Annotated in this window: 10 protein-coding genes and 2 pseudogenes; 7 read left to right on the top strand and 5 right to left on the bottom strand. The window is 67.2% G+C overall.

The genetic code is table 11. The annotated features are described in order from the left end of the window. Window positions 1-90: 90 nt before the first annotated feature. The 3 genes from ACFV9O_RS38115 to ACFV9O_RS38105 all read right to left on the bottom strand — a co-directional run bounded on the left by ACFV9O_RS38115 (window position 91) and on the right by ACFV9O_RS38105 (window position 1,738). Complete coding sequence (locus ACFV9O_RS38115; protein WP_385427042.1) at window positions 91-306, bottom strand: hypothetical protein; 216 nt, start codon at window positions 304-306, stop codon at window positions 91-93. Window positions 307-312: 6 nt separating this feature from the next. Beyond that, window positions 313-1,173: a MobF family relaxase gene (gene mobF, locus ACFV9O_RS38110; RefSeq protein WP_385427045.1), complete on the bottom strand. Its 861-nt coding sequence runs from the start codon at window positions 1,171-1,173 to the stop codon at window positions 313-315. A 136-nt stretch (window positions 1,174-1,309) separates the two neighbouring features. After that, a complete protein-coding gene (locus ACFV9O_RS38105) occupies window positions 1,310-1,738 on the bottom strand; it encodes a hypothetical protein (RefSeq protein ID WP_385427039.1) in 429 nt (142 codons plus the stop codon). A gap of 213 nt (window positions 1,739-1,951) precedes the next feature. On the opposite strand from ACFV9O_RS38105, the gene ACFV9O_RS38100 reads away from it, so the two are divergent. Genes ACFV9O_RS38100 through ACFV9O_RS38090 form a run of 3 tightly spaced genes read left to right on the top strand, consistent with a single transcriptional unit; the run spans window position 1,952 to window position 4,213 of the window. Further along, on the top strand, window positions 1,952-2,347 hold the full coding sequence (locus tag ACFV9O_RS38100) for a helix-turn-helix domain-containing protein (RefSeq protein WP_385427037.1): 396 nt from the start codon (window positions 1,952-1,954) through the stop codon (window positions 2,345-2,347). A 49-nt stretch (window positions 2,348-2,396) separates the two neighbouring features. After that, window positions 2,397-2,999: a PadR family transcriptional regulator gene (locus tag ACFV9O_RS38095; RefSeq protein WP_385427034.1), complete on the top strand. Its 603-nt coding sequence runs from the start codon at window positions 2,397-2,399 to the stop codon at window positions 2,997-2,999. After that, window positions 2,996-4,213, top strand: a complete 1,218-nt coding sequence (locus ACFV9O_RS38090; protein ID WP_385427032.1) for an FAD-dependent monooxygenase — start codon at window positions 2,996-2,998, stop codon at window positions 4,211-4,213. The genes ACFV9O_RS38095 and ACFV9O_RS38090 overlap by 4 nt, the downstream gene beginning before the upstream one ends. Window positions 4,214-4,577: 364 nt before the next feature. On the opposite strand, the pseudogene ACFV9O_RS38085 reads toward ACFV9O_RS38090, so the two are convergent. Together ACFV9O_RS38085 and ACFV9O_RS38080 are read right to left on the bottom strand one after the other, a co-directional pair. Then, window positions 4,578-5,201, bottom strand: a pseudogene (locus tag ACFV9O_RS38085) (class I SAM-dependent methyltransferase); the annotation flags it as partial. 269 nt (window positions 5,202-5,470) lie between these two features. After that, window positions 5,471-6,019 (bottom strand): GNAT family N-acetyltransferase, encoded by a 549-nt coding sequence (locus ACFV9O_RS38080; RefSeq protein ID WP_385427029.1) that lies wholly within the window; start codon window positions 6,017-6,019, stop codon window positions 5,471-5,473. Between the two features lie 687 nt (window positions 6,020-6,706). Here ACFV9O_RS38080 and ACFV9O_RS38075 point away from each other — a divergent pair. The 4 genes and pseudogenes from ACFV9O_RS38075 to ACFV9O_RS38060 all read left to right on the top strand — a co-directional run. Beyond that, on the top strand, window positions 6,707-7,384 hold the full coding sequence (locus ACFV9O_RS38075; RefSeq protein WP_385427026.1) for a DUF5707 domain-containing protein: 678 nt from the start codon (window positions 6,707-6,709) through the stop codon (window positions 7,382-7,384). Window positions 7,385-7,724: 340 nt separating this feature from the next. Further along, entirely contained in the window at window positions 7,725-8,951 is a 1,227-nt protein-coding gene (locus ACFV9O_RS38070; RefSeq protein ID WP_385427023.1) for an IS256 family transposase, read from the top strand. A gap of 1,526 nt (window positions 8,952-10,477) precedes the next feature. Beyond that, window positions 10,478-10,786: a hypothetical protein gene (locus tag ACFV9O_RS38065; RefSeq protein WP_385427021.1), complete on the top strand. Its 309-nt coding sequence runs from the start codon at window positions 10,478-10,480 to the stop codon at window positions 10,784-10,786. Between the two features lie 10 nt (window positions 10,787-10,796). Then, window positions 10,797-11,425 (top strand): annotated as a pseudogene (locus ACFV9O_RS38060) (sporulation protein); the annotation flags it as partial.

Raw genomic sequence — 11,425 nt, 5'->3', positions numbered from 1 at the left:
AAGCCTCAAGAACTCCCATCATCGCAGGTCACAAGGCACTTCCTTGTTTCCCGAAGAGTCATCCACAGCCATCAGATCGGTGGATCAAGGCTAAGTCAGCGGCCGCACCTCGGCCTGGCCTTCTGCCTCGTGCGGGTACAGGGAGCGGAAGTCGGCGGTGAGTGCCCGGCCGACGGGGCGGTTGTAGCCATCAACGGCGGCCTGGGCGATCTGTTCGTCCAGGCCGGGTACGTGCCGGCTGCCGCGCAGAACGTAGCCGAGGTGCCGACGGGGCTTCGGCGAGGAGATGTCGGTGCTGGAACGCACCTCGCATCACGTACACCACGGCGACGGTGTCGACCGCGGCCAGGACGACGTCGACGGCGGACTGCACCCGGTCCCACACGGCGGCCGCCGCCGCTCCATGAGCTGGTCGACGACATCGGTGCCTACCGCGCGGATTGCTGATGCCCGCCATCGCGCGCGCAGCTCGGACAGTGAACTGGCGGGCGGCTTGGGCGGGCGGGTGTCGTCGGCCTGGCGGGCCAGCGCATAGGCCCGCTCGCCCGGCGGGTGGCCTTGTCGGTTCTCGTACTGCGCCACGATGCCAGGTAACGCGTCCACGATCTGCTGACGGCGGGTGGACTGCCAGTCGATCAGCCGGTGGTCTATCCCAGCGATCTCCATGACCGGCCGCTTGCCGGGCGTCACCTCACGCGGCTCCCACGCCACGCCGAGCCGCTCGGAGACCTCCTCCATGAACGTCAGGGTGGTGTAGAGGGTGCCCGCGGCGACGACGCGCTCGAAGATGCTGTCGGCAGACAGGTTGCCCCATTGGCCGTCCGGTCGCCGCACCTTGATGGACACCAGCGCGTGGTCGTGCAGCAGGGGCTGGCCGGACCGGGATTCGTAGTGGCGGAACACGGCGTCGACCAGACCGTCGCGTATCGGGGCACGGTGGCGCCCGCCGCTCCCCCAGCGCACCTGCGCCACCGATTCTTCCACCCATGCCGGCGACTTGTCCCGGACGATCTGGTGGCACAGTTCCAGCACTCGCCGCGTTTCGTCATCGGCCAGGGCCCAGGCCGCATGCGCGGTCGGCGGCGGCCGGAACACGAAGTCCAGCGCGAGCAGTGGGGAAGCGAATTGATGGCTGCGACCGGTGCGGGTCGGTAGAGTCCCCCCGCACAACACCACACGCGGCGCCCCCGGTTCCTGGTTGCGGGGGCGCAGCGGTGCGTGGGGGTGCCGGGCCGGGGAAGACAATTTGTCTTCGGCCGCGCCCGGCCGGGCGGTGGCAGACGACCGCCCCGGCCAGGCGTTGGAACCGTCAGTTCTGGTAACAGGCCGGATGCCCGCCCTCTACCACGCAGAGGCGCGACTCGACGTTCGAAATCTTCTCCCAGGCGCCCGCGGCGAACCATGTGCGGTTGTTGTTGGTGGTCCACGCCGCGTTCTCGACGGTCAGCGCATCGGCGTCCTTGACGCCGATGTCCTTGCTCGTCTTACCGCTGGGCAGCCAGTAGGTCTTGCAGGTGAAGGTCCCCTCTTCGGTCCGGCACGTCTCCGTACCCATGCCGAGTTGCGCGATCTTCATCGTGTACGAACTCGGCAGCTTGTTCTGGACGTAGCCGCACAGGAACCCGAGGCTGCATTCCCCCGCGTTTGCCTGCGATGCCGGCGAAAAGACGACCAACCCGGCTGTCGCCGCCAGAAGCGTTGTGGCCTTGGCCATCCGTCGCGCGACCATGCTGCGCATCGTCGATCCCCTCCCTGTGGCGTTCATGCCGACTTGCTCGGCCGAGCAAGTATGGGAGAGCTACTCACGGGTTGGATAGATGCGCGCCAGGGGGTCAAGCGGAGCCCTTGGCTCCTCGGTGACGTGCGGGGGCATCGTCCTTGAACCCAAGCTTCTACCGGTGGACCAGAAGAGCGACCCCCACGATCGCAAGAGTGGGCCCCAGGATCGCGATTGCCCCGCCCACGAGTCTTGCGCCGGCACGCCCCCTCCGATGGTCGCCTTCAGGCCGTAGAACGCTTCGAGCGCGGGGAGAAGAACAAGGACATCGGCGCCGCGTTAGGGGTGTCGGAGCGGTCGGAGGAGCGGTGGCGGAAGTCCTGGCGCGAGCAGGGCGAGGCCGGGGTCCTGTCGGAAGGGCTCGCCGGGACGGCCGAGGCTGGGGCCGGCCCAGATGGAGTGCTCGGAGCGGGAGTTGGAGTGCGGTCCGCTCTCGCACGGGTGGCCGGATCAGCGGTGGACCCAGGCGAGGATCAAGACGCTGATCGATCGGCGGCCATTCATCGACCGCCCCGAGGCTCACGCCAACTGATCCTGAGGAAAGACAATTTGCTCGGCTCGAATAGTTGATACTGACTATTCGAAGATGGATAGTAGTTGCTGACGAAGGGAGAGGGATATGGCCGGGCGGGCGGTCGGCAACCTGCTGGGGCTGGCGGTGCTGTCGTACCTCAGCCAGCGGCCGATGCACCCGTACGAGCTCTCGCGGGCCATGCGCGACCACGGCGACGCGCGGAGCATCAAGTTCAGCCACGGGTCGCTGTACATGGTCTTCCAGCAGCTTGCCAAGGCCGGTTTCATCGTCGAGCAGGAAACGGTCCGGCAGGGGCAGCGTCCCGAACGGACCGTCTACGCGCTCACCGACCAGGGACGCCTCGAAATGGATGACTGGCTGCGGGAACTGGTCGCCGAACCCGCCCACGAATACCCCCGATTCGTGGCGGCGCTCGCACTGATCGCCGCGCTTGACCCCAGCGAGGTGGTCGAGTTGCTCACCGAACGCCGACAGCGCCTGGCCGCGCAGCAGGCCGAGATCCGCAAGCTGATCGACGACACCGTGGCGGCGGGTATCCACCCGCTGTTCCTGGTCGAGGAGGAGTACCGCCTGGCACTCCTCGACGCCGACCACGCCTTCGTCACCCGGTTCATCGAGCAGATCGACAACGACTGGGGCCCGATGTGGGCCGCATTCCACCGGCAAGGAGAGGCAGGACCATCATGAGCCGCACAGCGCTGGTGATCGGTGGCGGGATTGCCGGTCCGGCAACCGCCATGGCACTGCAGAAAGCCGGCATCGACGCCGTCGTCTACGAGGCGCACGCCGAGGGAGCCGACGGCGCGGGCGTGTTCCTTACCTTGGGTTCCAACGGCATCGACGCGCTCACGGCGATCGGTGCCGACCAGCAGATCACCCACACCGGCATCGCCACACCGCAGATCACCCTGTACAGCAGCAAGGGCAAGCGGCTCGGTGCCTCGAGGATCAGCTCCGCGGCAGGAACACCGTCCAGGACCATCAGGCGGGCGGGCCTCTACCGCGCTCTGTACCAGGAAGCGGTACGCAGGGACATCGCCGTGCACCACGGCAAACGCCTGGTCAGCGCCGAAGACACGGGAGAAGCTGTCCGCGCGACCTTCGCCGACGGCACCACTGCCACCGCAGACCTGCTGATCGGCTGCGACGGCGTGCACTCGGCCGTCCGCGAGGCGGTCGACCCCAAGGCGCCCGCCCCCTCCTACGCGGGCCTGATCAGCCTCGGCGGCTACACCCGTGACGTCACCGTCGACGCCGACCCGGGCTCCTACACGATGATCTTCGGTCGGCGTGCATTCTTCGGCTACGCCGTCGCCCCCGACGGCGAGGTCTGGTGGTTCGCCAACTTACCGCGTGCGGACGAACCTGCCCGCGGCGAAGTCGAGCGCATCGGCAGCGAGAAGTGGAGGCGCACACTCGTCGAGGCCTTCACGGATGACGCGGGACCGGCGACGCGCATCATCGAAGCCACCAGCAGCGACAACATCATGAAGGCCAGCCCTGTCCACCTGCTCAGGCGCCTGCCCGCCTGGCATCGCGGCCGGATGATCGTCCTCGGTGACGCCGCGCACGCCCCCTCGCCGAGCTCCGGCCAGGGCGCCTCGCTGGCCATCGAGGACGCCGTCACTCTGGCCCGCTGCCTGCGCGACACACCCTCACATGCGGAGGCCTTCACCACATTCGTCGACCTGCGCCGCCCGAGGGTCGAGAAGATCATCAAACAGGCCGCCCGTATCAACAACAGCAAGGCGGCAGGCCCGCTGGACCGCCTGTTCCTCGACAACGTCATGCCGCTCATCCTCAAGGCCGCGGCCAGCAGCAGGTACACCGAAGAGGTCTACGGCCACCACCTAGACTGGGACGCTGTGGTCTGGCCGGCCGGTGTCGCACCGTCACGCTGACGAAGGTCAACCGCTGCCGTCACGACAGAGGCGGATCGCCAGCACCTGAACCATGACGGGCCGACGTGGTCCCCCAGTGGCTGACCGTCCACGCCTGGAGATGGCACAACAACCAACCGAGACCAGTGAACTGTCGATCGATCACATCACCCATCGGGCCGCAATCGGCAGCGCCATTTCGCTTCGGCAGCACTTGCGCACCGCCTGTGGCATCTCACCTCCGGCCGGGACGCCGCGAACCTTCGTACGCGCCGCAAGCGGGCCGGGTTCCCCCCGGGCAAGACGTTCGACGACTGGGACGAGACCGCATCATCGATTCCGCGGCCGACCCAGGACTCGCTGAACGGCCGGCCGCAGGTAGCTGCCGGCGGGCCAGCAAGTGAGCATCGAGGAAGCCCCGCTCGGAGGCCGGGTCGTGGAGCAGCCGAGCGACCGTGACGAGCCCGGCCCCGGCCAGCAACTCGGCGAACCGGTCCACCGGCCAGCTATAGGCGGGCGTCACCTTGTGATCGAAGCGGATCGGCTCCGGTCCCTCGGTCGCGAAGAACGAGACCAGGAGCAGGCCCCCTGGTGCCAGGACACGCACCTGCTCGGAGAGCAACGCGGGCAATTCCCCAGGCGGGGTATGGATCATCGAGTAGTGAGCGAGCACTCCGCCGAGCGCGCCGTCCTCGACCGGCAGGGCCTCCATTCGCGCCTCGTCGAACCGCAGCGCCGGATGGGCCCGCCGGGCGTGGTCGACCATGGCCGGAGAGAGGTCGAGCCCGAAGGCGTCCAGCCCCAAGTCGTGCAGCATGGCCGTCAGATGCCCGGGCCCGCACCCGACATCGGCTGCCCGCACGTTCCCCGTCCCGCGCACCAGCTCGGCGAAGGTGCCGACCATGGCCCGCGCGAACGGCTGCGTCTCCAGCCGATCAGCGAACAGCGACGCATAGAGCTCGACGATCCCGTCGTAGGCCGCCCTGGTCTCGTCCTGGTGTTCCACCACGGGAAGAAAGCTAACACCCGCGCCGTTCACAGCCGTTCTCCGGCCCCATACCGACCCCCTCCCCCAGGGACTGACCGTCCCGTCACCTGATCACGGGACAACCCAAGTAGTTCGGAGAGGTCACGAGACCGAACGAGATCGCCCCGCTCCACACAGGCCGCGGCAGGACACGCCTCCACACCCCAGTCGGATGACCACAGAGTATGGCGGTGCAAGCCCGACGACATGCGGGGCGGCCTGCAGGGCACGCTTCCGGGACAGCCCGTAGCTCAACCGGACTGCGTGACCGAGGACCACACGCCGAACCACTGCTCGGCGCCGTACTCCTCGAACCGCGTCACCTCAGTGAACCCCATCCTCTCCGCGAGGCGCATCGAGCGGTCGTTGGCGGTCTGGGTGCAGAGCACCACCGACTCGCTGGGAAGCGCGTCGGCGAACCAGCCGAGTGCCGCTGCGCATGCCTCGGCGGCGAACCCGCATCCCCACGCCTGCGGCAGGAACATGTATCCGAGCTCAGCCTCCCCGGCATCCGGAAGGACATGCCCCGGACGCTCTGCGTCGCACCGATCGAGCGAGACCGTGCCGATCATCGTTCCGTTGAGATCGATCACGAAAAGACCAGGGCGCCGCCCCGGCACCTCAGGCACTGTGCGTTCGAGCTCATCACGCGGTAGAGGGCCACCGAGGTAGGTGCGCACCTCTGGCAAAGCAAACAGCTCGATGAACGCCGCACGGTCCCGGGCCTCGGACTCACGGAGCACGAGCCGTTCGGTTCTTATCGGGGCAGGCGGCCAGGCGACGGATCCGAGTCCAGGCACGGCGGGCAACCTATCGCACGCCCGCGAGAGTGATCCGAAAGCGCATGCCCAGTTCAGAGAAGTCACAAGTCCAAAGCTGATCGCTCCTGACCATATGACGCGCGGCATGTCGCACCTCCCGGCTGTTCCTGGTGATGACCAGCGTATGGCGGTGTAACGCTGAGCCGCACGACAGGCCATCGACGGGCCGGCCAGGGGCTGACCAGTTCGGGGCGCGCAGGGAATGTCAACGGCCCCAGGCCAGCGCGGTACGGGCGTGCCGATTCCACCGTTCGATGACCGCGTCATGGGCGCAGCGGCGCACGCCGGTGACCGTTCCAGCAGGCACTGCAGGGCCCGTCCTGCCGGATCGGCTCCCACGAAATCGCGGGTGGCGGCGTCTGCCGGGGTGTCCCTGGTGGCCGGAAGAGTCAGAGGTGCGTCAGGGCGTAGAGGTGGTCGAGAGCGGCGGGCAGGGCGGGGTACAACCATTCCTCTCCGCCGTCCGTCTGATCACGCGAATCACGAGACTCCCGAACTCACTCGGTCCAGCGTGAAGGCATCCTCACCGCTGACCCTCTTCTCCACATGAGGAAACACATGCGTATACGTGTCACTGCGGCCGTCGTGACGACCTGCGGTGCTCTGACTCTGGGCGCTCTCACAGCCCCCGGAGCGCAGGCTGTCGCAGGCCCGACGATCACTAAGGTGGTCGTCAACGGTGGCAAGAACATCGTGGTGGGCCCGACCACCGCCACGAATTTCACCGCGACGGTGACCGCCTCGGACCCCTCTGGGGTCATCGAGACAGGGCTCACTCTCTGGTACGGCAGCGGTTCCTACAACGATGCGAAGGGCCGGATCGCCAGGGCAGGCGATCTCAAGTGCACCGCCTCCAGCTCCACCACGACCACCTGCACGATCCCCTTCCAGGTCATCGCCAATCCCAGGGCCTTGACCAATGAGGTAACCAACTCCTTCGCGGGCACCTGGCACGTCTCCGCTTCTGCCTTCTCCAAAAACCGGGTGCAGACCGTGGACGACTCCTTCACCACAGTCAAGGTGCAGCGTGCCTCCCAGCTCACCGTCAACGCCACGCCAGAGCCTGTGAAGAAGGGCCAGCCCGTCACGGTCACCGGGAAGCTCTCGCGCGCGAACTGGGACACCCACCAGTACGCGGGCTACTCGGGCCAGCCGGTCAAGCTGCAGTTCCGCGCCAAGTCGAGTGCGACTTACACCACGGTCAAGACCGTCACGACCAGCAGCACCGGCACCCTCAAGACCACAGTGACGGCCTCGGCTGACGGGTACTACCGCTACTCCTTCGCAGGCACCTCGACAACCCCGGCGGCCAACGCCGCCGGTGACTTCATCGACGTGCAGTAAGCGAAGCCGAACCAGGGCAACCTCCACGACGAGCCGGTGCAGTGGAAGGCGAAGCATTTGAGCGCTTGAGTTGGCGGAGCCCGTCGGCTCAAGCGCTCTGCTTGTCGCCGCTGAGTACTCGCGCTGCCCCGAGAGCATTTGGCAAGACGTCCACCCGCATACGCGGCCACTGATCCCCTCGCAGTTGGGAAACGATCACTCGCGACCTGGGAAGTGATCTTCGGGACGGATGGTGTCCCATCACGTGGTGTAGCAGCGATCTCTGCATAGGCCCTGGTCATGGGGCGGCCATCGCGCAACTCTCCGAGTAGCGATGCTCGTTGAAGCGAGAGGTGACGCGATGGCCTTGTCCCAGCATGACTTACTCCGGCTGATGGAGTCACTGCGTACGGCGGACGGAATCGAGTTGATCAGGGTCCTGGCGCAGCGGATCCTGCAGGAACTCATCGAGGCAGAGGCCACCGCCCACATCGGCGCGGAGCCTGGAGAGCACACCGAGACTCGCACGACGATGCGCAACGGGCACCGGGCGAAGGTGCTGACCACGCAGGCCGGGGACCTGGACCTGGCGATCCCCAAGGTCCGCACCGGCAGCTTCTTCCCCAGCCTGCTGGAACGCCGGCGCCGCATCGATCAGGCCCTCTACGCCGTCATCATGGAGGCGTACGTGCAGGGCGTGTCCACCCGCAGCGTGGACGACCTGGTCAAGGCCCTGGGAGGGGACACCGGGATCTCCAAGAGCGAGGTCTCCAGGATCTGCGGCGATCTCGACGTGGAGCTGAGCGTGTTCCGCACCCGGCCCCTGGACCACATCCGCTTTCCCTACATCTACCTGGACGCCACCTACTGCAAGGCCCGGGTGAACCATCAGATCGTCTCCCAGGCCGTGGTCATCGCCACCGGCATCACCGAGGACGGCGGACGCGAAGTGCTCGGGCTGATGGTCGGCGACAGCGAGACCGAGGTGTTCTGGAGCGAGTTCCTGCGCTCGCTGCGCGAGCGGGGTCTGACCGGGGTCCGCCTGGTCATCGCCGACCACCACTCCGGCCTGGTCAAAGCCGTCCGCAAGGTCATGCTCGGCGCCGCCTACCAGCGCTGTCGCGTTCATTTCCTGCGCAATGTCTTCGCGGTGATCCCCAAGGACGCCGCGGAGATGGTGGCCGCAACCATCCGCACGATCTTCGCCCAGCCCACCGCCGACGCCGTCCGCGCCCAGCTCGACACCGTCGCCGACATGCTCGGCCGACAGTTCGCCAAGGTGAGGACGATGCTCCTGGAAGCAAAGGTCGACCTCACCGCCTTCGCGGACTTCCCCGAGCGACATTGGAAGAAGATCCAGTCGACCAACCCTCTGGAACGCGTCAACCGGGAGATCAAGCGCCGCATCGACGTCGTCCAGATCTTCCCCAACCCCGACGCCCTCGAACGCCTCACCACCGCCGTCCTCATCGAGATGCACGACGAATGGATCGCCTTCCCCCGCCGCTACCTCCCCGAAGGCAGCATGGACAAGATCTATCCAGCCGAAGATCAATCCGGCACGGTTACACCACTACAAGGGACATGACCTCGGGACGTCGCATCGCACGAGGTCTGGGGTACTCGTGAACAGCCCGAACGACGGCCGCCGGACCAAACAGAGTCGTGACTGGCGGCGGGTGCTGCTGGGACCACCGGGTCGGGTGACAGGGCGTCTCGCCGGCCACAGGTGCCAGCGAAGGCCTCCTCGATCCGCGGAGTTCGTGTTCCAGGCAAGGGGAGACATGGGCATGTGCTGGGATCCTCTCGGGTGTGCGCCGTGTGCACTGCAGGCGACTGCGGTGAGCCCGGCGTCCTGAGCCGGGGTCGTCGCGTCCGCTCGATGTGGCGCGATGAGCTGCACCTTGACGGGAGGGATGGCTAGTGCCGCAACCAAGCGGTGCCTGGCCGCTCCCCAAGTCCGGCAGCGTCACCCAATGCCCGGAGGCTACGGAGAGAACGCGCTGCGCCTGGGAGGGGCTACCCGTCTTGGGCGTGCGCGAGGCTGGGGATGTACTTCTGATCAGGGCTCGAGGTCGGGCGCGGTCCAGAAGACGCCGGAGGGTGCCCCGTACGGTGTCGGGCCGGTCGATGCGACGGGCCCGGCAGGCCCGCGTGCTCGTGGACGGCCGCGCGTTGCCGGGCAAGAGCCAGGCGTAAGGCGAAGTTCCGGGCGTGCGGGCGGGCCCGTTCCCGGCCAAAAGCGCCGGGAACGGGCCCGTGGTGTGGCAGTCAGAGCGACGGCTCACCGTTGGCGCGGACCACAGCAGCCGTCACAGCCCGACGTAACCCGCACCATTAAAGATCTCTAGCGCACCAGAACCCACGCTGCGGCGGTTGACTGAGTCATTGAGATCCACCGACCGCGCTACAGTGCCGGTGCTCGGAGGGGGCAGCGATGACCGAGAAACGCGGCAGGGGCAGGATGTACGGCCTCTGGCTGACAGTGGTGATCTTCATTTCCGGCAGGGCTGCCGTGTGGCCGTATCTCGAAGGTCACCGGCTTGCTCAGGACGTAGCGATCTGCGGAGTGATGTTGCTCGTCTACCTCCTCGGGTTCGCTGGCGGGAGCCGGTCCACCACCGGGAGAGACGCGAGCCCTCCGAGTCGCGCGAGTGATCCGACTGAAGAACCGTTGGCCTGAGCGGGCTCGGACACGTCAGGACACCCATACCCTGATCAGTCAGTTTTTGGGGCCGTCTCTGGGCCGTCCGAGGCCAGCCGACGTTGACAGAAGATGACAACTGGCCGAGTGATCGCAGCAGGTCAGAAACCTGGGAGGCGGAGACGCAGCACGTGAGAGACTTGGATCACCACTTCCAGAAGATCTGACCGACGGCGCCGACAGGGCTTGCCTCGGCCATTGAGACTCCACCGACCTCCGTGACCAGGCTGGCCCGCATGCGGCGGTGCAGGAGCAGATATTGGAGACCCAGGCAGGCCGCCGGCCAAAGATCGCACCAACGCCCGCGAGGTACAGTTCAGCCGCGATCAGGAAATGATCATTGGGCAGGAACGCCTGGTTCGGTTTCCGCGCGCAGCACTGGTTGCCCGGAGTGATGGAGGAGGTATGTCATGTTCGCGGTGATCTACCGTTGGCGGCTACATCAGGGCAAAGAGCAGCAGTTCGTGTCGAGTTGGCACCGCATGACAGAGGAGATCCATAAGCGCTGCGGCAGCTATGGGTCACGCCTGCATCAAACCGATGACGGTACGTGGGTGGCGTACGCACGCTGGCCGGATGCCGCTACCCGCGAGCGGTGCAAGGGCGTTGATCCCGAAGCCCTCTCATCGATGCGTGAGGCGATCGCAGAAGCCTTCCCTGAGATTCGATGCCAGGTGATCGACGATTTGCTGGCCGAACCTCACAGCGCGGCCGACTGACAGAAGCGCCGTGCCCGCCGCGCGCCCGTTCTGCAGGCACGCCATCGACCCGGCACGCTTCCGCGGCACGGTGGAGACGAGCAACGGCGGCAACGTCGCCGACCGTGAGCGCACCTCCGTGGTCTCGGCAAGGCTCGGCTCGCTCGTCGGCGTCAACGGCGGTTTCTTCATCACGTCGGACGTGGACGGTGTCCAGGGCACGGTGGCCGGCATTTCCGCCGTGGACGGCAGGCTGGAGTCCATGGCGGTCGGTTCGCGCGCCGCGCTGATCCTCGCGGACGGCGGCAGGCGCCCGCTGATCGCCGACCTGTCGACCAACGTCACCGTACGGGTGGGGGCCGCTTCGTACGCGGTGCGGGGCATCAACCGCGTTCCCGGCAAGGTCCGCAACTGCGGCCGCCCCGGCGGCGTACCCACCGACCGTCCGCGCCACGACACGACCTGCACGATCGCCGACGACCTGGTGAAGTTCACGCCCGCGTTCCGCGCCCCGCTCCCCCAGGGCGCGGGCACCCAGGTCGTCCTGGACGCCCGTGGACGCGTCGTGTCCGTCGGCGAGCGCGGCGGCAGCGTCCCGGCGGACGGCACCGTCCTGCAGGGCATCGGCGGCGCGGCCGACTGGCTCACCGGCCACGCCCG

The organism is Streptomyces sp. NPDC059909, from assembly GCF_042730885.1.
Lineage (GTDB): Bacteria > Actinomycetota > Actinomycetes > Streptomycetales > Streptomycetaceae > Streptomyces.
The sequence above is the reverse complement of the archived record's forward strand: the minus strand, read 5'-3'. Positions and strand labels throughout refer to the sequence as shown.

Excerpts from the sequence above, each read along its gene's own strand:
- ACFV9O_RS38105 (WP_385427039.1), bottom strand. The coding sequence starts at position 1,738 with ATGCGCAGCATGGTCGCGCGACGGATGGCCAAGGCCACAACGCTTCTG.
- ACFV9O_RS38095 (WP_385427034.1), top strand. The coding sequence starts at position 2,397 with ATGGCCGGGCGGGCGGTCGGCAACCTGCTGGGGCTGGCGGTGCTGTCG.
- ACFV9O_RS38065 (WP_385427021.1), top strand. The coding sequence starts at position 10,478 with ATGTTCGCGGTGATCTACCGTTGGCGGCTACATCAGGGCAAAGAGCAG.
- ACFV9O_RS38070 (WP_385427023.1), top strand. The coding sequence starts at position 7,725 with ATGGCCTTGTCCCAGCATGACTTACTCCGGCTGATGGAGTCACTGCGT.
- ACFV9O_RS38090 (WP_385427032.1), top strand. The coding sequence starts at position 2,996 with ATGAGCCGCACAGCGCTGGTGATCGGTGGCGGGATTGCCGGTCCGGCA.